Source organism: Blastococcus sp. MG754426 (assembly GCF_021699055.1).
GTDB lineage: Bacteria > Actinomycetota > Actinomycetes > Mycobacteriales > Geodermatophilaceae > Blastococcus.
The window spans coordinates 40,674-61,337 of the sequence record NZ_SSXC01000003.1; the positions used below are offsets into that span (position 1 = coordinate 40,674).

The 20,664-nt window shown below is 75.0% G+C and carries 16 protein-coding genes; 7 read left to right on the plus strand and 9 right to left on the minus strand.

Annotated elements, in window-relative coordinates; all coding sequences use genetic code 11:
• Positions 1 to 6 precede the first annotated feature (6 nt).
• The 3 genes from E9549_RS02585 to E9549_RS02595 all read left to right on the plus strand — a co-directional run bounded on the left by E9549_RS02585 (position 7) and on the right by E9549_RS02595 (position 2,241).
• On the plus strand, positions 7 to 300 hold the full coding sequence (locus E9549_RS02585; RefSeq protein WP_236825013.1) for a Dabb family protein: 294 nt from the start codon (positions 7 to 9) through the stop codon (positions 298 to 300).
• A gap of 27 nt (positions 301 to 327) precedes the next feature.
• A complete protein-coding gene (locus E9549_RS02590) occupies positions 328 to 1,068 on the plus strand; it encodes a hypothetical protein (RefSeq protein ID WP_236825014.1) in 741 nt (246 codons plus the stop codon).
• Positions 1,069 to 1,146: 78 nt separating this feature from the next.
• A complete protein-coding gene (locus tag E9549_RS02595; protein ID WP_236825015.1) occupies positions 1,147 to 2,241 on the plus strand; it encodes a DUF4192 domain-containing protein in 1,095 nt (364 codons plus the stop codon).
• Between the two features lie 9 nt (positions 2,242 to 2,250).
• Here the strand turns inward: E9549_RS02595 and E9549_RS02600 are convergent, their stop codons facing one another.
• Together E9549_RS02600 and E9549_RS02605 are read right to left on the minus strand one after the other, a co-directional pair.
• Positions 2,251 to 4,329, minus strand: coding sequence for a S9 family peptidase (locus E9549_RS02600; protein WP_236825016.1), 2,079 nt, complete (start codon positions 4,327 to 4,329; stop codon positions 2,251 to 2,253).
• Between the two features lie 145 nt (positions 4,330 to 4,474).
• Positions 4,475 to 5,200 carry a metal-dependent transcriptional regulator gene (locus tag E9549_RS02605; protein WP_236825017.1) on the minus strand — a complete coding sequence of 242 codons (726 nt, stop codon included), beginning with the start codon at positions 5,198 to 5,200 and terminating at the stop codon, positions 4,475 to 4,477.
• 154 nt (positions 5,201 to 5,354) lie between these two features.
• On the opposite strand from E9549_RS02605, the gene E9549_RS02610 reads away from it, so the two are divergent.
• The gene (locus tag E9549_RS02610) at positions 5,355 to 6,536 is read left to right on the plus strand and encodes an acetoin utilization protein AcuC (protein WP_236825018.1); all 1,182 of its coding nucleotides are present in this window, start codon (positions 5,355 to 5,357) and stop codon (positions 6,534 to 6,536) included.
• Positions 6,529 to 9,222, plus strand: a complete 2,694-nt coding sequence (locus tag E9549_RS02615; protein WP_236825019.1) for a bifunctional GNAT family N-acetyltransferase/acetate--CoA ligase family protein — start codon at positions 6,529 to 6,531, stop codon at positions 9,220 to 9,222. The genes E9549_RS02610 and E9549_RS02615 overlap by 8 nt, the downstream gene beginning before the upstream one ends.
• Before the next feature lie 78 nt (positions 9,223 to 9,300).
• Here the strand turns inward: E9549_RS02615 and sigB are convergent, their stop codons facing one another.
• Positions 9,301 to 10,284 carry an RNA polymerase sigma factor SigB gene (sigB, locus tag E9549_RS02620; protein WP_308113054.1) on the minus strand — a complete coding sequence of 328 codons (984 nt, stop codon included), beginning with the start codon at positions 10,282 to 10,284 and terminating at the stop codon, positions 9,301 to 9,303.
• A gap of 277 nt (positions 10,285 to 10,561) precedes the next feature.
• Positions 10,562 to 11,044: a D-aminoacyl-tRNA deacylase gene (gene dtd / locus E9549_RS02625; protein ID WP_374201697.1), complete on the minus strand. Its 483-nt coding sequence runs from the start codon at positions 11,042 to 11,044 to the stop codon at positions 10,562 to 10,564.
• Positions 11,045 to 11,143: 99 nt separating this feature from the next.
• Here dtd and E9549_RS02630 point away from each other — a divergent pair, with 99 nt between their 5' ends.
• Positions 11,144 to 11,680 (plus strand): hypothetical protein, encoded by a 537-nt coding sequence (locus E9549_RS02630; RefSeq protein ID WP_236825021.1) that lies wholly within the window; start codon positions 11,144 to 11,146, stop codon positions 11,678 to 11,680.
• Positions 11,681 to 11,712: 32 nt separating this feature from the next.
• On the opposite strand, the gene E9549_RS02635 is transcribed toward E9549_RS02630, so the two are convergent.
• The 4 genes from E9549_RS02635 to E9549_RS02650 form a co-directional block, all read right to left on the minus strand.
• Entirely contained in the window at positions 11,713 to 13,377 is a 1,665-nt protein-coding gene (locus tag E9549_RS02635; protein WP_236825022.1) for a cation:proton antiporter, read from the minus strand.
• Positions 13,378 to 13,471: 94 nt separating this feature from the next.
• On the minus strand, positions 13,472 to 16,165 hold the full coding sequence (locus tag E9549_RS02640) for an HAD-IC family P-type ATPase (RefSeq protein ID WP_236825023.1): 2,694 nt from the start codon (positions 16,163 to 16,165) through the stop codon (positions 13,472 to 13,474).
• A 264-nt stretch (positions 16,166 to 16,429) separates the two neighbouring features.
• Positions 16,430 to 16,729, minus strand: coding sequence for a hypothetical protein (locus E9549_RS02645; protein WP_236825024.1), 300 nt, complete (start codon positions 16,727 to 16,729; stop codon positions 16,430 to 16,432).
• Between the two features lie 162 nt (positions 16,730 to 16,891).
• Positions 16,892 to 17,083, minus strand: coding sequence for a hypothetical protein (locus E9549_RS02650; RefSeq protein ID WP_236825025.1), 192 nt, complete (start codon positions 17,081 to 17,083; stop codon positions 16,892 to 16,894).
• Between the two features lie 366 nt (positions 17,084 to 17,449).
• On the opposite strand from E9549_RS02650, the gene E9549_RS02655 reads away from it, so the two are divergent.
• Complete coding sequence (locus tag E9549_RS02655; RefSeq protein WP_236825026.1) at positions 17,450 to 17,719, plus strand: nickel-binding protein; 270 nt, start codon at positions 17,450 to 17,452, stop codon at positions 17,717 to 17,719.
• 34 nt (positions 17,720 to 17,753) lie between these two features.
• Here E9549_RS02655 and E9549_RS02660 read toward each other — a convergent pair whose 3' ends face one another.
• Positions 17,754 to 20,639: an AAA family ATPase gene (locus E9549_RS02660; RefSeq protein WP_236825027.1), complete on the minus strand. Its 2,886-nt coding sequence runs from the start codon at positions 20,637 to 20,639 to the stop codon at positions 17,754 to 17,756.
• Between the last annotated feature and the right edge of the window lie 25 nt (positions 20,640 to 20,664).

The window sequence follows — 20,664 nt, forward strand, 5'->3', positions numbered from 1 at the left end:
TTCCCCATGATCCGTCACGTCGTGCTCTTCACCTGGTCCCCGGACGCCGACGCCGAGCGGCGGGCGCAGACCGTCGAGGCGCTGCGCGGGCTGCGGCGCTCGGTCGGCGGGATGACCTCGCTGGTCGTCGCCGACGACGCCGACCTGGTCGACGGCAACGCCGACACCGTGCTGATCGCGGAGTTCCCCGACGCCGAGTCCTTTCTCCGCTACGCGCAGGACCCCGTGCACCTCGCGGTGATCGCCGAGCACGTGCGGCCCATCCTGGCCGCGCGGAGCGCGATCCAGCACCGCATGTGACCGGCTGCACGGGCTAGCGTCGTGGGCGTGAGCTCCGCGCGCCGTCTCCTCGTGGCCGGGCCGGCCGCCGCCCTCCTGCTCACCGGCTGCGGGGGCGGGGACGCCTCCGACCGCACCGCCGCGGCCGCCTCCTCGGCCGCGGCGGCGTCCTCCGCGCAGGCCGCGGACGTGCCCGACCTCGCCTCGGGGCTGCTGCCCGCGGACGCCTTCGGGCCGGACGCGACCGTGCTGGCGCTCCCGCCGGAGCAGCTGCGCGCCGGGACCGGCATCGTCGCGGGTGGGCCGGACGTGGAGATCACCCCGGAGAGCTGCCGGGCGGCCGTCGACGGCACCCAGCCCGCCCTGGACGCGTTCGAGGACGTCGCCGCGCAGAGCGCCACGGCCGGCTCGACGACGACGGTGCAGGTGCTGGTGCGCGGCGGCCCGGTCCGGGACGCCGCGGCCCAGCTCGCCGAGGCCGCCGAGCGGTGCCCCGAGGCGCGCCTGGTCGCCCCGCAGATCGGGGAGGCGACGATCACCTTCGAGCAGCTCCCGGTCGCCGACCTGGGGGACGGATCGGCCCTGCTGCGGTACACCACCACGATCGCCGCGCCCGGCGGGTCGCGGGTGACGGTGCCGACGCTGGTCGCGGCGGTGGAGGACGGCGACCGGCTGCTGCTCCTGCTGACCCTCGACACGGGCCTCGGGGGCGCCGCACCGGCCGACCCCGCGGCCTTCGCGGAGCTGGTCGAGCAGGCCTACCAGGTCCAGGCCGACGCGCTGGGCTGAGGCGTCCACAGCCGTGGACGTGTCCACGGATCCTCCGGCGGGCCCCCGCGGCCGGCCGGGCGCGAGCAGGGTCGCCGCATGGACCTCCCCACCGCCCAGCAGCCCGCCGACCACCTCGAGATCCGGCTCTCCGACCCCGGGGAGGTGGCCGCCGCGCTGCCGCAGCTGCTGGGGTTCCACCCGGCCGAGTCGCTGGTCCTGGTCGGCCTCGGCGGGCCGTCCGGCGGGCGGGTCGGGCTGACCGTCCGGGCCGACCTGCCGCCGGGCGGCAGCGCGGCGCCGCTGGCGCGGCTGCTGGTGCGGAGTCTTCGCAGCGACGAGCCCGCGGCGGCGCTGGCCGTGGTGGTGTCCGAGGCGCCGGACGACCCAGGTCCGGACGGCGACCCGGCGGCAGGCCTGCTGCCGCACCGGGCGCTGGTGCACGAGCTGGTGCTCGCCCTGGCCGCGGCGCGCATCGCCCCTCGCGACGTGCTGCTCGTGCGGCGGGGGCGCTGGTGGTCCTACGACTGCCCGCACCCCTGCTGCGCCCCGGCGGCCGGGACGCCCGTGCCGGGCGGCGTCAGCGCGCTGGCGGCCGCGGCCGTCTGCGCCGGGCAGGTCGTCGCGGCCGACCGCGCGGCGCTGGCCCAGCGGCTGGACGCCCCGCCCGGGTCGGGCGCCGGGATGCGGGCCGCCTGCGCCCGCGCCGCCACCGACCGCTCGGCCCGGCTCCGGGAGGTGGGGGCGCGGGCGCTGGCCGAGGAGTCGTGGGCCGTGGTGCGGCAGGCGGTCGGGCGCTGCCGGCCCGGGGCGGCCGGGCAGGGTCCGCTGGACGACGACGAGCTCGCCGGGGTGGGCTGGGCGCTGCGCGACGTCCGGGTTCGCGACCACGCCCTGCAGCTGGCGCTGGGCGAGGACGGCGCCGCGGCGGAGGTGCTCTGGACCGAGTGCGCGCGCCGGGTGCCCGCGCCGCTCGACGCCGCCCCGGCCACGCTGCTGGCCGTCAGCGCGTGGCTGCGGGGCGACGGGGCGACGGCCGGCATCGCGCTGGACCGGGCACTGGACGCCGATCCCGGGTACACCCTGGCGCTGCTGCTCCGGCAGGCGCTGGACGCGTGCCTCCCCCCGGCGGACCTGCGCGACCTGGTCGGCCGCGCGGCCGCGCTCACGCCGGCGGACGGCCCGCCGGCGTGAGCTCCGGTGTCAGAGCAGCTCCGGCCGCCGCCACTCCTCGTCCCGCACGTGCTCGGCCAGGAAGGCCAGCACCGTCTCGTACCAGACGCGGCTGTTCCCCGGGGTCAGCACCCAGTGGTTCTCGTCGGGGAAGTAGAGGAACTTCGAGGGGACGCCGCGCTTCTGCAGGCCGTACCAGAGCGCCAGGGCCTCGCCGATCGGCACCCGGTAGTCCTTGTCGCCGTGGATGACCAGCACCGGGGTGCGGATCTGGTCCACGTAGCGGTGCGGGGAGTTCTGCTCGTACCGCCGGGGCTCGGTGAACGGGTCGCCCCACTCCTTCTCCCAGTAGTACGCGGCGTCGGTGGTGCCGGTGAACTGCTCCAGGTTCCACAGGCTGGCGTGGGTGACGATCGCCTGGAACCGGTCGGTCTGCGTGGCCACCCAGTTGGCCATGTAGCCGCCGAACGAGCCGCCCATCGCCGCCGTCCGCGTCCCGTCGATCTCCGGGCGCTGCTCGGCGGCGTCCACGGCGGCCATCAGGTCGGTGTACGGGGCGCCGCCCCACTCGCCCCAGCCGCGGCGGACGAAGTCCTGGCCGAAGCCCTGGGACAGCGCCGGGTTGGGCAGGAGCACGGCGTAGCCCTGGGCCGCCAGCACCCACGGGCACCAGCGCCACGACCACGAGTTCCAGCTCATCAGCGGCCCGCCGTGGATCCAGAGCACCAGCGGCGCGGGGGAGTCCGCCGACGCTCCTTCGGGCAGCACCAGCCAGGACTGCACCCGCGCCCCGTCGGCGGCGGTGGCGTCGAGCTCGTGCAGCGTCCCGGGCAGCCGGTCGAGCGCCACGGGGGTCGGCAGGGGAGCGGGGTCCTGCAGCGGGGCCACCGGGTCCAGGCGCACCGGCAGGGGAGGGGAGTCGACCGCCGACCGCAGGGCGTACAGGGCGCTGCCGTCTCGGGCCACCTGGAGATCGCTGTAGGCGCCGTCGGCGGTCAGCCGCAGCGGCTCCCCGCCGTCCAGCGGCACGCGGAACAGCGCGTGACGGCCGTCGTCGTCGGCGAGGAAGTACACGGCGTCGCCGTCGGCGGAGAACTGCGGGGCGCTGGGCCAGCGGTCGAAGCCGGGGGTGAGGTCGCGGGCGGAGCCGTCGGCGACGTCGACCAGCAGCAGGGTGTAGTCCGGGGGCTCGGCGTAGGAGGACATCGCCTCCCGCACGCACACCAGCCGGTCACCGTCGGGGGAGAAGGCCGCCCCGTGCAGGTCGGCCAGGGGGTCGTCGACGAGCACCCGGGCCTCCCCGGAGGCGGTGTCGACCAGCACCAGCCGGGTGCGCCGGCCGGCGGGGCCGTCGGGCACCTCCTCGGTGCGGACCAGGAGCGTGCCGTCGGGGGAGAGGTCGATGTCGTCGCCGGAGCCGTTCGGCGGCGCCGCGTCGGGGGTCAGGTCGCGCAGCTCGAGCGGCTCCTCGCCGGCGGGCTGCTCGTCGGCCGGGAGCTGCCCGGCCCAGAACAGGTGCGGCACGGCCGGCCCCAGGTCGTGGTCCCAGTACCGCACCGGGTAGGCCTCGTGCAGGATCGCCGAGACGCCGGCGTCGGCCCGGGCCTTGCGCCGTTCCTCGTCGGCCTCCGGCGCGGAGCCGCCGGGCGACGTCGCGGAGACCACCACGACGTCACCGCTGCCGGCGGCGACGGCGAACCCGCCGATGCCACCCGGGCGGGCCAGCACCGGCCGCGCCTCCCCGCCGTCGGCGGGCAGCCGCCACAGGGCGGGCTTCGGCTCGGTCGCGGGCTCCGCACCGGGGTCGGGCCGGGCGGAGGTGAACAGCAGCGAGCCGTCCGGCGCCCAGGCGGGGGCGGACTCGCCCGGCGCGCTGCGGGTGAGCCGCCGGGCGGGCCGGGCCCCCTGCGGGTCGATCTCCCACAGCGCCGTCTGCCACTTCTTGCCCTCGCGGTCGAGCGTCTGCATCGGCACCGCCAGCCGCGTCCCGTCCGGCGAGAGCGCCAGGCCGCCGATCCGCGGCAGCGCGACGAAGTCGGCCAGGCGGTGGAACGGCGTGGGCGCCGGCTCGCCGGCCGGGTCGTCGGGGGCGGGGGCGGACGAGCTCACGGGGCCTTCTCTCACGCGGCAGCGGGGGGACCGCCTCACCGTAGTGAGCCGGTGCCGCCCCCGCCGGGCGTCGGCGGGCGTCCCCGGCCTCGGGGGACCCGTCGGGCCGGGCGGGGCCGGCCCGACCCCCGCCCGGCCCGCCCGCTCAGAGGAGCGGCGCGGCCTCGAGGGGGGTCAGCTCCTCGTCGGTGGCGCTGACGAACATGTGCTGGGCCACGCCCATCGGCAGCACGTACCCGTCGAGGCTCACCGAGCCCTCGACGAGCTGTGCGGTCATCGTCACGCCCGGGCGCACCCCGTGGTCGGCCAGCGCGCGGAGCAGCTCGGCGTTCTCCTGCAGCTGCTCGCTGATCCGGCGGACCACCACCGGGCGGCCCTCGGCGGTGGCGGTCGAGGACAGCAGGGTCAGCGAGTCCAGCACCGCGGAGGTCTCGCCGCCCAGCGGCTCGTCGCCGCGCAGGGCCTCCAGCCCGGGGATCGGGTTGCCGAACGGTGACACCGTCGGGTTGCCCAGCAGCGACAGCAGGCGGCGCTCGACCGCCTCGCTCATCACGTGCTCCCAGCGGCAGGCCTCCTCGTGGACGTCGGCGTAGTCCAGGCCGATGACGTCCACGAGCAGGCACTCGGCGAGCCGGTGCTTGCGCATGACCGCCGTGGCGAGCTGGCGCCCCTCCTCGGACAGCTGCAGGTGCCGGTCGCCCTCGACGGTGAGCAGGCCGTCGCGCTCCATGCGGGCGACCGTCTGGCTCACCGTCGGGCCGCTCTGGTGCAGCCGCTCGGCGATGCGGGCCCGGAGCGGGACGATGCCCTCTTCCTCCAGCTCGAAGATCGTCCGGAGGTACATCTCGGTGGTGTCGATGAGGTCGTTCACAGCTCTCCTCCGTGTCGGCGGCCAGTCTACGGGGCCGGAGGGCGTCCACCGGCCCATCCGGGAGTGGTCTCGGCGACGCACCCGGTAGCGCCGGACCGGTAGCGTCCGGTCGAGCCACCGCGCCCGGCCGGGCGCGCCGGGAGGGGAGGTGCCCGTGAGCGACTCGGTCGCGGTCGTCTGGGACGACGCGCTGCTCGGCTACACGATGGGCGGTGACCACCCGCTGCACCCGGTCCGGCTGGACCTGACCATGCGCCTGGCCGACGGCCTGGGCCTGCTGGCCTCGGACCGGCTGACGGTGATCGAGCCCGAACCGGCCGGGGAGGACCTGCTCACCCTCGTGCACGACCCGCTGTACCTCGAGGCGGTGCGGCAGGCGCCGGCCGACCCGGGGGTCGGCCACGGCCTGGGCACCCCGGACAACCCGATCTTCCCGGAGATGTACGAGGCCGCCGCTCTCATCACCGGCGGCAGCGTGCTCGCCGCCCAGCAGGTGCACAGCGGCGCCGCGCAGCACGCGGTCAACATCTCCGGCGGGCTGCACCACGCGATGCGCGGGTCGGCGTCCGGCTTCTGCGTCTTCAACGACGCCGCCGTCGCCATCGCCTGGCTGCTCGGCCAGGGCTACGAGCGGATCGCCTACGTCGATCTCGACGTCCACCACGGCGACGGCGTCCAGGCGGCGTTCTACGACGACCCCCGGGTGCTCACGGTCAGCATCCACCAGACGCCGCTCACGCTGTTCCCGGGCACCGGCTTCCCGGAGGAGACCGGCGACCCCGACAAGGCGCTGGGCAGCGCGGTCAACCTGGCCCTGCCCAACGGCACCGACGACTCGTCCTGGCTGCGGGCGTTCACCGCCGTCGTCCCCAGCGTGCTGAAGGCCTTCCAGCCGCAGATCATCGTGACCCAGTGCGGCTGCGACGCCCACCACGAGGACCCGCTGGCCGACCTCGCGCTCACCGTCGACGGGCAGCGCGCCAGCTACCAGGCCATGCACGAGCTCGCCCACGAGATCTGCGAGGGGCGCTGGATCGCCCTCGGCGGCGGCGGGTACGGCCTGGTGCGGTGCGTCCCGCGGGCCTGGACCCACCTGATCGCCGAGGCCGGTGGCGCGAAGCTGGACCCGGCCACCGAGATCCCCGAGTCCTGGCGGGAGGACGTGCTGCGCCGCGGCCTGCGCGCCCGGCCACCGACGCACATGACCGAGGGCGGGTACACCGGCTTCTCCCGCTGGGACGCCTTCACCGAGTCCCGCGTCGACCGCGCCATCATGCGCACCCGCCGCGCGAGCTTCCCCTACTTCGGCCTCGACCCGGACGACCCCCGTGACTGAACGGACCGTGACGGAGGAGAACCCCGCACCGCCGCCGGGGTGGGAGGCCGACATCGTCGCCGCCGACGGCGGCACGGTGCACCTGCGCCCGATCTGCCCCGAGGACGCCGACGGCCTCAACGGCCTGATGGAGCGCAGCAGCGACCAGACCCGCTACTACCGGTTCTTCGGGCCGATGAAGCGGCTGTCCGAGCGCGACCTGCACCGGTTCACCCACGTCGACCACGACTCCCGGGTGGCCTTCGTCGTGCTCCTGGGCGACCAGGTCGTCGCCGTCGGCCGCTACGACCGGTACCCGGGCACCGACGACGCCGAGGTCGCCTTCCTCGTCGAGGACGCCCACCAGGGGCGGGGGCTGGGGTCGGTGCTGCTGGAGCACCTCGCCGCCGCGGCCCGCGAGCGGGGCATCAAGCGCTTCGTCGCCGAGGTGCTCGCGCAGAACAGCAAGATGGTGCGGGTGTTCCGCGACGCCGGGTACAAGGCCGAGCGCAGCTACGAGGACGGCGTCGTCCACCTGACCTTCCCGATCGAGCAGACCGAGGACGCGCTCGCGGTCGCCTACGAGCGCGAGCAGCGCAGCGAGTCGCGGTCGATCGCCCGGCTGCTGACGCCGTCCTCCGTCGCCGTGGTGGGGGCCAGCAACGACGACGGCAAGATCGGCAACGCGGTGCTCCGGCACCTGCTGGACTACGGCTTCGCCGGACCGGTCTACCCGGTGAACCCCGGGACCCGGCACGTCCGCGGCGTCCCGGCCTACGCCGACATCGAGTCCATCCCCGACGACCTCGACCTGGCCGTCCTGGCGGTGCCGGCCGACGAGGTGGCCGGGGTGGTCGAGGCCTGCCGCCGCAAGCGGGTCCGCGGCCTGGTCGTGATCTCGGGCGGCTTCGGCGAGTCGGGCCCGGACGGGCGGGCGGCCGAGGGCCGGCTGGTCGCCGCGGCGCGGGCCTCGGGCATGCGCGTGGTCGGGCCCAACTGCCTGGGTGTGGTGAACACCGACCCGGAGGTGCGGCTCAACGCCAGCCTCGCGCCGAGGGTGCCCGGGCGCGGCCGCGTCGGGTTCTTCGCGCAGTCGGGGGCGCTCGGCGTGGCCCTGCTGGAGCGGGCCCGCAGCCGCGGCATCGGGCTGTCGACGTTCGTCTCCGCCGGCAACCGCGCCGACGTCAGCGGCAACGACCTGCTGCAGTACTGGGCCACCGACCCGGGCACCGAGGTGGTGCTCCTGCACCTGGAGAGCTTCGGCAACCCGCGCAAGTTCGCCCGGCTGGCCCGCACCGTGGGGCGCACCAAGCCGGTGGTCGCGGTGAAGAGCGGCCGGCACGTCGGGGTCACCCCGGGCCTGGCCGGGACGTCGGTGGCGGTCCCCGAGCAGTCCGTGGCGGCGCTGTTCGCCTCGGCGGGCGTGATCCGCGTGGAGACCGTGGCCCAGCTGTTCGACGTCGGCATGCTGCTGGCCCATCAGCCGCTGCCGGCCGGGAGGCGGGTCGCGGTCGTCGGCAACTCCACCGCGATCGGGGTCCTCGTCGCCGACGCCGTCCTCGAGGAGGGGATGGAGCTCGCGCAGGCCGCGCCGGTGGACATCGGGGTCTCCGGGAGCCCGGAGGCGTTCCGCGCGGCGCTGCAGGCCGCCGTGGACGACGACGCCGTCGACGCCGTCGTCGCGGTCTTCCTGCCGCCGCTCATGGCCGGCTCGCGGGAGTACGGCCCGGCGCTGCGGGAGGTGTCGGTGCGCTCGGCCAAGCCGATCGTCGCGAGCTTCCTCTCCACGGAGGGCATCCCACCCGAGCTGACCGTGCCCGACGAGCACGGCATGCCCGCGCGCGGGTCGGTCCCGTCCTACAGCACGCCGGAGCGGGCGGTCATCGCCCTGGCCAAGGTCTGCGAGTACGCGCAGTGGCGCCGCCGGCCGGTCGGCGACGTACCCGAGCTGCCCGACGTCGACGAGGCCGCCGCCGAGCGGATCGTGCGGGGCGCACTCGCGGAGGCGCCGGGCGGGCGGGAGCTCACCGACGACGAGCTGATCGGGTTGCTGGCCGCCTACGGCGTCCCGCTGCTGGGGACCCGCACGGTCACCGACGCGGACGAGGCGGTGGCGGCCGCGGACGCGGTCGGGTACCCCGTGGTGCTCAAGTCGACGGCGCCGTGGCTGCGGCACCGGTCCGATCTCGGGGGCGTGCGGCTGGACCTGCCCGACGCCGAGGCGGTGCGCACCGCGTTCGCCGCGATCCCCTCCGGCGACCCGGTGATCGTGCAGGAGATGGCGGCGCCCGGCGTGGCCACCGTCGTGGAGATCGTCGACGACCCGTCGTTCGGCGCCCTGGTCAGCTTCGGGCTCGGCGGCGTCGCCACCGACCTGCTGGGCGACCGCGCCTACCGCACCCTGCCGCTGACCGACCTGGACGCCGCGGAGCTGGTGCGCTCACCGCGGGCGTTCCCGCTGCTGGACGGCTACCGCGGGTCCGAGCCGGTCGACCTCGCCGCGCTGGAGGACCTGCTGCTGCGGGTGGCCCGGCTGGCCGACGACCTGCCGGAGGTGCTGCGGCTGAGGCTCGAGCCGGTGATCGTCGGCCCGGCCAACCCGTGGCACGGCGGCCGCTCGCTCGTGGTCGCCGGCGGCACCGGGCTGGTCGGCCCGCCGACCGCCCGCGTCGACCCGGGCCCCCGCCGCATGCGCTCGCCGATCTGAGAGACGCCGAGAGCCCGTCCCCTGCCGGGGACGGGCTCTCGGTGCGCCGTCGGAGCGGCCCCCGTCGAGGGGCCTTCCTCAGGCCAGGTAGTCGCGCAGGGCGTCGGCGCGCTGCGGGTCGCGCAGCTTGGCCATCGTCTCGCGCTCGATCTGGCGCACCCGCTCGCGGGAGAGCCCGAACTGCTTGCCGATCTGCTCCAGCGTGCGGGGCTGGCCGCCGTCCAGGCCGAAGCGCAGGACGACGACGTCGCGCTCGCGGTCCTCCAGCGTGGAGAGGACGTTGCGCACGTCGCCCTTCATCATCTGGAAGGCCACCGCGTCCTCGGCCACGGCGGCGTCGGCGTCCTCGATGAAGTCACCGAGACGGGACTCCTCGTCGGCGCCGACGGTCTGGTCGAGGCTGACCAGGTCGCGGCTGTACTCCAGCAGCTCGGTGATCCGCTCCTCGGGCAGGTCGAGCTCCAGGCCCAGCTCCTCGGCGGTGGGCTCCCGCTCGAGCTCCTGGTGCATGCGCCGGCGGGTGCGGACCACCTTGTTGACCTGCTCGGCCAGGTGGACGGGCAGCCGGATGGTGCGCCCGGAGTCGGCCATCGCCCGGGTGATCGCCTGGCGGATCCACCACGTCGCGTAGGTCGAGAACTTGAAGCCCTTGGTGTAGTCGAACTTCTCGACGGCGCGGATCAGGCCGACGTTGCCCTCCTGGATGAGGTCCAGGAACGTCATGCCGTGGCCGGTGTAGCGCTTGGCCACCGAGACGACCAGCCGCAGGTTGGCCTCCAGCAGGTGGGCCTTGGCCGCCTTGCCGTCGGTGGCGAGGATCTTGTAGTCGCGCTTGCGGGCGGGCGTGAGCCCCTCCTGCTCGGCGAGCAGCCGCTCGGCGTAGAGCCCGGCCTCGATCCGCTTGGCCAGCTCCACCTCCTGCTCCGCGGTGAGCAGAGCGGTCTTGCCGATGGTGTTGAGGTAGACGCGCACGAGGTCGGTGGAGACCAGCCCGCTGGTGTCGGGCTCCCGCCGGGGGGCGCGCACGTCCAGGGTGTCGGTGGAGGACTGCAGCAGCGTCACGATGGGTCTTCGTCCTTGCCTTGGTTTCGGATGCACCCGCCGGGCGTCGGTGGCGGCGGTGCGGTCCAGGCGTGGAGCGGGGCCACGGATCCGGGATCACCGGCCGGTCCCGCTCTTCTCTGTCCGGTGTGGTACGCCCTGCACAACGGCCACTGAGGTGTCCGGTGTTCCGCGATCCGGTCGTTCACAGCAAACCGACAGGGAGTGTCTTCGGTCACCTCCGGTACCCGCGCACGGAGAAGGCCAGACATGTCATTCCCGTGACGGCTCCGGCGGTTCAGACCTCCAGCAGCAGGGTCATCGGCCCCTCGTTGACCGACGAGACCCGCATGCTCGCGCCGAACACCCCGGTGGCCACGGTGGCGCCCCGGCGGCGCAGCTCGCGGACGACCTCCTCGACCAGCGGCTCGGCCAGCTCGCCCGGTGCGGCGTCCTGCCACGACGGGCGCCGTCCCTTGCGGGTGTCGGCGTAGAGGGTGAACTGGCTGACCACGAGCACCGGCAACCCGAGGTCCGAGGCGGAGACCGCGCCGCCGGGCCCGGCGAAGATCCGCAGCTCGTGGATCTTCCGGGCCATCGCCCGCGCGCGCCCGGCGTCGTCGTCCCGCCCCACTCCGACCAGTGACAGCAGCCCCGGGCCGATCTCACCCACCACGGCACCCCCGACCGTTACAGCCGCTGCAGCCACCCGGCTCACCACCGCTCTCACCAGGGCATCGTCCCCGACGGCGGCGTGGCCGCGCCGGGCGGCCGGCTTCACAGGGAGCCGCCCGGCCGGCGCACAGGTGCAGCACAGGCGGCGTGCGCAGGCTGCTGCCGGACCGGCCACCACCGGCCGGTCCGGACCGAGGAGGGGAACGTGCGGAGGAGACTGATCATCGCGACGACCGCCGGGGCGCTGGCGCTGGGCGGGGGGCTGGCGGTCGCCGTACCGGCGCTGGCCGACGGCGACGCCCCGACGGCCCGGGAGGACCGGATCCGGGACGCTCTGGGCGGGTTGGTGGACGACGGCACGCTCACCGGGGCGCAGGCCGACGAGGTGGCCGCGACCCTGGCCGAGCGCGGTCTCGGCGGCGGTCACGGCCACGGGGGGAGGCCGGGCCTCGACGCTGCCGCGGCGGCGCTCGGCCTGACCGGGGAGGAGCTGCGGGAGGCGCTGGCCACCGAGGGCACCTCCCTGGCCGACGTCGCCGAGCAGCAGGGCGTGGCCGTCGACGCCCTCGTCGATGCCCTCGTGACGGCGCAGCGGGAACGCCTCGCCCAGGCCGTCGAGGACGGTCACCTCACCCAGGAGGAGGCCGACGAGCGCCTCGCCGACCTGGAGGAGCGGGTGGCCGAGCGGGTGGCCGACGAGGAACGCGGTCCCGGCGGGCGCGGGGGCGGCCACCGCGACTGATCAGGTCGCGCACGTCCGGGCCGCCCGGCGGCTCACCCCGCGACGGGGCCGCCGGGCTGCCCGCCGACGCGGGCGCCGTCGAGCAGGAGATCGGCTCCCCGGTCAGCGGCTGCGTGGAACGGCCGCAGGACGACGTCGACCCCGGCCGTCTCCAGGCGCTGCGCGTCGTGGTCGTTGTGCGCGGTGAGGGCCACCGAGCCGGTGAAGTCCGCCTGCTCCAGCCCGTGCAGCAGGGCGAGGTTGATCGACCGGTCGGGCACGGTGCTGACCACCCACGTGGCGCCGCGCAGGGGCAGCGCGTCGATGAGCTCGGGCTCCTCGGCGTCGCCGTACAGCGTCTGGGCGCCGGCGTGCCCGATGTCCTCCAGCGCCTGCGGGTCGGTGTCCACGACCAGGACCCGCAGGCCCCGGTCGAGCAGCCGCCGCACCAGGCGGCCGCCGTAGCGACCGGCGCCGACGACGACGACGTCCACCCCCGACTCCTGCCCGCTGACGCCCTCCCCGTGGCGCGGGCGCCGGCGCTCGAACACCGACAGCAGCGGCGCGAGGCGGGCGTACAGCGGCGCCGAGTAGAGGATGAGGTAGGTGGAGAGCGCGATCGTGACGATGCCGACCACGGTGATCAGCCCGACGACGTCCCCGGTGATGTGCCCGAGGCCCAGGCCCAGGGCCGCCAGGACCAGCGAGAACTCGCTGATCTGCGCGACGGTGAGCCCGGCGAGGAAGCTGGTCCGCTTCCGGTAGCCCATCAGGCCCATGATCGCGAGGACGATCAGCGGGTTGCCGATCAGCACGAACGCCGAGAGGACGGCGGCGGCGACCACCTGGCTGCCGGCGTCGGCGAAGTCGAGCCGGGAGCCGAGGTCGATGAAGAAGAACAGCAGCAGGAAGTCCCGCAGGCTGATCAGCCGGGAGCTGATCGCCTCCCGGTAGGGGGTGGTGGCGAGCGAGATCCCGCCGAGGAAGGCGCCGACCTCGATGCTGAAGCCCAGCCAGTCCCCGAGGCCGGCCAGCGCGATGCCCCAGGCCAGGGCGAAGAGCACGAGGAGCTCCTTGGACCGGGCCATCCAGGCCAGCGCCGGCCGCAGCAGGTACCGCACCGCCAGGAAGATGCCGCCGACGAACACGACGCCCTTGCCGAGGACGAGCGCCAGGTCGACGGCCAGGCTGTCGCCCTGCCCGGCGGTGCCGACGGCGGTCAGCGTGATCATCACCAGGACGACGACGATGTCCTGGACGATGAGGAAGCCCACGGCGATGCGGCCGTGCAGCTGGTCGATCTCCCGTTTGTCGGAGAGCAGCTTGACGATGATGATCGTGCTCGAGAACGTCAGCGCGACCGCGACGTAGACGGCCTCGACCGGTGACAGGCCCAGCAGCAGGCCCAGGCCGAAGCCGACCACCGAGGTGAAGAGGACCTGGCCCAGCCCCGTGGCGACGGCCACCGGCCCGGTGGTGCGGATCAGGTGGGGGTCGAGCTTGAGGCCGACCAGGAACAGCAGCAGCGCGATGCCGAGCTCGGCGAGCAGCGCGACCTGGTCGTTCTCCTCGACCCAGCCCAGACCGACCGGGCCGACCGCGATGCCGACGGCGATGAAGCTGATGATCAGCGGCTGGCGCAGCTTCACCGCGGCCGCGGCGATGACGGCGGCGAGCGCGAGCAGCGCGGCGATGACGTGGAATTCGTGCTCGAACACGGTGGCTCCTCCGGCGACCTGGCTCAGACCGACCCGTGGGGTTCCTGCAGCCGGTTCCGGCGGGGGGCGACGTCGGGCACCCGGTCCTCCTCGTTCACGACGGGTCGCGGGGTCCGACGACGGTAGCGGGTGCCCGCCGCTGCGCCCCGCGCAGCCACTTCTCGGCCTCGATGACCAGGAAGACGACGACTCCCACGCCGGAGATCCCCACCCACCACAGGGGTTCGATCGGCGCGCTGTGGAAGATCGCGTTCATGAACGGGGCGTAGGTGAACAGCAGCTGGAGGCCGAGCATGGTGAGCAGGCCGGCCGGCACCCACCTGTTGCTGACGAGGCCCACCCGCCACATCGGCCGCTCGAGCGAACGGCAGTTCAGCAGGTAGGCCACCTGGACGACGACGAACACGTTGACCGCGACGGTGCGGGCGACCTCGACGCCCGCCCCCTGGGCCAGCGCCCACTCGAACAACCCGAACGCGCCCACCAGCATCAGCGCCGAGACCAGCACGATGCGTCCGGCGAGCGGCCCGGTGAGCAGGGGACGGGAGGGCGGCACCGGCGGCCGGCGCATCACCCCGGCCTCCAGCGGCTCGAAGGCCAGCACCAGGCCGAGGGCCACGGCGGTGGTCATGTTCACCCAGAGCACCTGGACGGGCAGGATCGGCAGGGTGGTGGCCAGCGCGATCGCCACGAGGATGACCAGGCCCTGCCCGATGCTGGTCGGCAGGATGAAGGTGATGAACTTCCGCAGGTTGTCGAAGACACCGCGCCCCTCTTCCACGGCGGCCTCGATCGAGGCGAAGTCGTCGTCGGTGAGGACCATGTCGGCGGCCTCCTTCGCCACCTCGGTCCCGCTCAGGCCCATCGCGACGCCGATGTCCGCCCGGCGCAGCGCCGGCGCGTCGTTGACCCCGTCGCCGGTCATCGCCACCACGTGGCCGAGGGCCTGGAGGGTCTGCACCAGCCGCAGCTTCTGCTCGGGGCTGACCCGCGCGAAGACCGTCGTGCTGCTGACCAGCTCCGGCAGCTCCTCCTCCGGGCAGGCGGCCAGCTCGGTGCCGGTGACCACGGCCGGGGTGGGGGAGCCCAGCCCGAAGCGCTCGGCGATGGCGCGGGCGGTGCCGGCGTGGTCGCCGGTGATCATCGTGACCTGGATGCCGGCGTCGCGGCAGGCGGCGACGGCGGTGATCGCCTCGGGGCGCGGCGGGTCGAGCATCGCTTGGAGGCCGAGCAGGGTGACGGTGCCGTCGAGCAGCTGCTCGGTGAGCGCGGTGGTGCCCGCAGGCAGCTCGACCCGGCCCATCGCCAGCACCCGGAGGCCCTGCCCGGCGAGCTCGTCGGCGCGGGCGTGCACCGCGTCGACGTCGACCGGCGATGCCGACCCGTCGTCGCACAGCTCGTCGGCGGCCATGTCCAGCAGCCGCTCGACGGCTCCCTTGACGTACGCGACGACCCGGCCGGACCCGGCGTCGCGGTGGAGCGTGGCCATGTAGCGGCGATCGGAGTCGAAGGGCACCGCGCCGACCCGGGGAAGCCGGTGCCGCAGGCCGTCCAGGTCCAGGCCGGCCTTCTCGGCGGCGACCAGCAGCGCCGCCTCCGTGGGGTCGCCGGCGACCTCGCGCCTGCCGGCGTCCCCGACCAGCCGGGTGTCGTTGCACAGGGCCCCGGCGACCAGGCACTCCCGGAGCGCCGGGTGGCTGCCCGGCTCGGCCCGCCCGGCGTCGTCGCGGACGTCGCCGTCGGCCGCGTACCCGGTCCCGGAGACCGCGTAGCTCCGCCGGCCCGCCACGATGGTCGAGACGGTCATGGCGTTCGCCGTCAGCGTGCCCGTCTTGTCCGTGCAGATGACGGTGGTGCTGCCCAGGGTCTCCACCGCCGGTAGGCGGCGGATGACCGCCCGTCGCCGGGCCATCCGCGCCACCCCGATGGCCAGCGTGATCGTCACCACCGCCGGCAGGCCCTCGGGGATGGCCCCGACGGCCAGCGCCACCGCCGCAGTGAGCATCTGGCCGGCCGACTCGCCGCGCGCCGTGCCGCCCACGAATGCCAGCAGCGCCAGCCCGGTGATGGCCGCCGTCAGGATCCGGCTGAACCGGCCGATCTTGCGGGTCAGCGGGGTCTGCAGGACCTCCGCCTCGCCGACCAGCCGGTGGATGCGGCCGATCTCGGTGTCGGCGCCCGTGGCGACCACGACCCCGTGGCCGCGGCCACGCGTCACCAGACCGCTGGAGTAGGCCATGTTGGCCCGGTCGGCCAGCGCGGTATCCGCGGGCAGGGTGACGGGTGCCTTCCCGGCCGGAACCGACTCCCCGGTCAGCGCGGACTCGTCGACCTGCAGCTCGTGCGCGCTGAGGAACCGCAGGTCCGCCGGTACCCGGTCGCCGGCCTCCAGCACCACCAGGTCGCCGGGCACGAGATCCTCGGAGGGGACGCGGAGCCGGGTCCCGCTCCGGACGACGGTCGCCCGGGTGCGCACCATCGCCATCAGCGCGTCCAGGGCGTGCTCCGCCCGCGCCTCCTGCACGAAGCCGATCGCCGCGTTGATCAGGACCACGCCGAGGATGACGACGGCGTCGACTACCTCGCCCAGCAGGAGCGTCGCCACCGCGGCGACGAGCAGGACGTAGACGAGCGGGTGGTGGAACTGCAGCAGGAAGCGGACGAGCGGACCCCGCCGGTGGATCGGCGGCAGGGCGTTGGGGCCCTGCCGCTGGAGCCGGCGGGCGGCTTCCCCGGACTCGAGCCCGCGCTCGTGGTCGGTGTCGAGCAGCAGCACGACCTCGTGCACCGGGAGTTCGTGGTGCTGACCGCTCGGGGCGGGCAACGTCCGTTCCGAGGAGGGCATCCCCCAGCCTGGTCACCGACCCGGACAGGGGGTAAGGGCCCTTCGGCGGGGCCCGTCAGGACCAACGCCCGCCGCGGGGCGCCGGGTTGCCCGGACAGGCGCTGTGCACCGGCGTCCCGGGCGGAGCAGCGCCGGCGCCGTGCTCACGCTCCTCGGTCCGAGGCCGTGCGTGATCCCCGCTCGCGGACGTCGTCGTCCGCGACGGGGTCAGTGCTCGTCGTAGTGGTCGCCGTGCGGCGCGTGGCGGTGCGCGCCGTGCACGAAGTCCACGTGGTCGCCGTGCTGCACGGTCGCGTGGCCGCAGCCGTCCCCGTGCTGGTGGTCATGGGCCCCGTCGACGGCGTGCACCTGGCCGTCGCACTCGTCGACGTGGCCGTCGTGCACGTGGTGCAGGTGCCCGTCGTGCAGGTAGTCGACGTGCCCCTCGTGCTCGACCGCGGCGTGCCCGCAGTCCGCAGAGTGGGCGTGGGCGTGGTCCTCGTGGATCTGGTGCGACGAGGTGGTCATGGCAACTCCTCCGGCTCGGGAACCACGGTCGACGCTAGCGACGGGCATCGGGCTGTGCCACGGGACCCGGGCGGTGCAGCAAGCACCCCGGTCGAACCGGCGCACCGCGCCCTCGTGCCCGCTTCCGTCGGCGGCGCCCAGAGCACGGGAGCCCGGACCGGGTCATGGGCTCGCGGGGGGCTCCTCGCGAGCCGCTCGACGTCGCTGGTGGACGATGCCGGCGAGGTGACCGACGACCAGGACGGCCATGCCGGCGCTCGTCCACCAGAGACCCGCGACGGCCGCGCCTGCTCCGATGACGACGGCGGCAGCCAGCACCCACCAGCGTGCCGGGCTCGTCCACGTCCGCTGCATCTCCCGCAGGTTATGCGCTGCACCGCGTCCGGGACCGTCCCGACGCCGTGCGGCTGACGGCGGTCGGCTGCGGCCCGAAGGGCGACGGTGCCCCTCGGGACCGTCTCGATGCACGGTGCGGCAGGACCGGCGACGTGCCGACCCTCCGCGTCGGCCAGGACGACGCCGCCGACGATCTGCCGGGCTGCGATGCGCTCAGCGCTGCTGACCGGGGTGCTGCTGGACCGACACATGCGTCGACGAAGCGGTCGAGCGGGAGCCGTCGCCTGTCGGAGGCCGGACGCCGGATCGCCGGACCGGAAGCGGCGTCGGGTTCCGGGCGGGCGACGGCGAGTACGGTCGGGGTCCCGTCGAAGGGTCCGACCGATGCCTGTCTTCATGATCGAACGCCGGTACGTCGACGACCTCGACCTCACGGCCGACGATGCGGACGGCGTCAACCGCATCAACGCCGACGAAGGTGTCGAGTGGCTCTACTCGTTCCTCTCCGCAGACAAGCGGAAGACGTACTGCCTGTACGAGGCGCCCTCGGCCGAGGCGATCCGCCGCGCCGCTGCACGCGCCGGGCTGCCTGCGAACGTCATCGTGGAGATGACCGCGACCATGCGGCCGGACGGCTCGATGGCACCCCTCTGACCGGCCGGGGCGGGTCCCATGGGAGGCCGGCGGGCTAGTCGAGCATTCCGTGGGCGGCGGCGAACATCGCCGCCTGGGTCCGGTTCCCGGACCCGGTCTTGATCAGGATGCTGCGGACGTGGTTCGCGGCGGTGTTCTCGCTGATGACCAGCCGTTGGGCGATCTCCCGGTTGGGGAGGCCCTCCCCGAGCAGTTGCAGCACCTCGGTCTCCCGGGAGGTCAGCCCGGCGGTCCCACGGCCCGGCCCGCGAGACGGCGATCCGCCGAGCAGCCGCAGCACCCGCCGGAGCCCGAGCGGCTCTGCCAGCTCCCGGGTCCGTTCGACGAGCTCCTCCACGGTGCGGGGGGCGGCGCCGATGCGTCGGGCGTGTGCCACCTGCGCCGCCAGGGTGTGCGCCTGGTGCACCGTGGCGCCCATCCGGCTGTCCATGTCCAGCGCCGCGGCCAGCAGATCCGCCGCTCGCGGACCGCCCAGCAGCGACTCCAGAGCGCCGAGGAAACGGTCGGCGCTCCCGAACACGGCGACGAACTGCCCGGCGACGAGGTTGGTGCCGGCGTACTCGGCCACCATCGGCCGCAGCGCTCTCGCGGCGGATTCGTCCCCGAGGAACAGCGCCGCCTCGACCGCGTAGGCCAGGACGCAAGGCCACTGGGCCGAGTCCCGGTGCGGAGCCAGGCGGCCGTCGAGCAGCCAGCCCAGGAGCCGCGTCGTGGGACCGACCATCTCCAGCTCGGTGTACAGGGCCAGCAGGCCCGGCGCCCAGTGGTCCTCCGGCCGTTCAGCGCCGGTGATCAGCGCCCGGACCTGTTCGATCTCCCCGCTCTCCCGCCGGATCATGTAGCTCTGCACCGCGCACGGGCCCTCGGTGTCGTCGCTGCCGAACGACGTGCCCAGCTCGAGCAGGAGGCCGCACGTGCGGTGCGCCGCGGCGAACTCCCCGGCCATGAACTCCCGGGCGTAGCTCATGCAGCCGGCCATGTAGTCGAAGAAGGTCTGGCCGGTGCCCCGGGCCACCCGGGCCAGGTCGTCGTGGGCCTGGACGAGGGCCGCCGGTTCCCCCTGGAGGTAGGAGATGACCCCCCGGTAGTAGGCCGCCGGGCCCAGGTGTCCCAGGGCGCCGGTCCGGTGGGCCAGCCGGGACAGCTCTCCCGCACGAGCGAACTTGTCCGGGGCGTCCTGCGGGCGCAGGCCGTTCCAGAGACTGGCCTGCAGCGCGTCCGCCAGCAGGTGCTCGTCGTCGTGGGCCCGGGCCAGCGTGATCGCCCGCCGTCCTACCGTGCCGGCCTGCTCCGTGGCGCCGGTGAAGGCCAGGGCCCGGCCCAGGCTCGCCAGGCCGCGGACGTAGCGGGGATCGTCGGGGTCCGGTGCGATCCCCGCCAGGGCGTCGGCGAGCAGCTGCACCGCACGGTGTCCGGGCAGGCCGGGGCGCCAGGAGGCGTCCTCGAACAGCACGGCACCGGCCAGCCGCTCCCCGGCGTCCACCTCGTCGAGCGCCACCTGCTCCGCGAGAGCGCGGGCGTGGGCGAAGTCCCCGGCCAGGAGGTGGCTGTCGGCGGCCGCCAGCAGCAGCCGGTTGCGCTCCGTGCCGTCGTCGATCAGGGCCGCAGCCTGCTCGAACCATGCCGCGGCGTCCTCGTGGGCCAGGCCGCGCACCGCCGACCGGGCGGCTGCGGTGAGGTACCGCACGGCCTTCCCGGCATGGCCGAGGGCGCGCGCCTGCGCGTAGTGGAAGGCCAGCTGCCGGGTACGCCGCTCGGAGGCCGGGACCGTGGACTCGACCGCACGTGCGACCGCCGCATGCAGGTTCAGCCGCCGCGAGGCCGGCATCAGGTCCAGCACCGCCTGGCGGGACAGCGCGTGGGGGAAGCGCAGCACGTCGTCGGTCGGGGGCACGGGTTCGAGCAACCCGAACGAGACGGCCTCGTCGAGCCCCGCCAGGGTGGTCTGCCGGCTCCACTCCGCCGCCACGAGAACGGTCGCGACGTCGACGTCCTCGCCGATGACCGCGGCCAGCTCGACGGTTTGCCGGCCCGGTGCCGTGAGCCGCTCCAGCCGGTCGAGGACGGAGTCGCGGACCGAGGCCGGCGCCCGGCGGATCTCCGGGTAGGGGCCGGACCCGATCCGCGCGGAGTGGTCCCGCCACAACTCCCGCAGGAAGAACGGGTTGCCGCCGGTCTGGTCCCGGAGCACCGTGGCGGCACGGCGTGCCGCACGCGGGGACAGGTGGCCCTCCTGCACGAGGTACTGCGCGATGTCCTCGGCGGCCAGCCCGGCCAGGTCGAGCCGGCGGACGCCGTCCAGCCGGTGCAACTGGGCCACGGTGCGGACCAGGCCCGCGGACCGGTCCGGAGCCGTGGTGCGGTGGGTGGCCAGCAGGAGCACCGGGTGGTCCGCGGTCCGCTCGACGAGGTGGCTGAGCAACTGCAGGGACGACGGCCCGGCCCAGTGCAGGTCCTCCAGCGCCAGGACCAGCGGCTGCCGGGCGGCGACGTCGCAGACGGCATCCACCGCTGCGTCGTACAGCGTCCGTCGGTGTGCGTGCGAGGGAGCGTCGGCGTCCTCCGGTGGGCTGCGCCCGGCCAGGGTCGACAGCCGTTCGTCGTGCCGGCGGTCCTCCCGCGTGCCCAGCAGCGCACCGAGGGGAGCGTCGAACGGCTGGTAGGGAGGACCGAACTCTGCGGCGCAGGTGCCGACGAGCACCGCGGCGCCGTGGCGGTGCAGCGCCGTCGCGACCTCGGCCAGCAGGCGGGACTTGCCGGCCCCCGGTTCTCCGCCGACGAACACCACCTGGCGGCTCCCGGCGCGGACCGCCGACCAGACCTCCTCCAGGGTGGCCAGTTCCGCCCAGCGGCCGACGAAGGACGGGCGCGCTGCTGCCGACCAGCGCGCCGGCAGCGGAGGTGGCGCCCAACCGGACACGAACCCGACGCTAGCCCCGACCCGC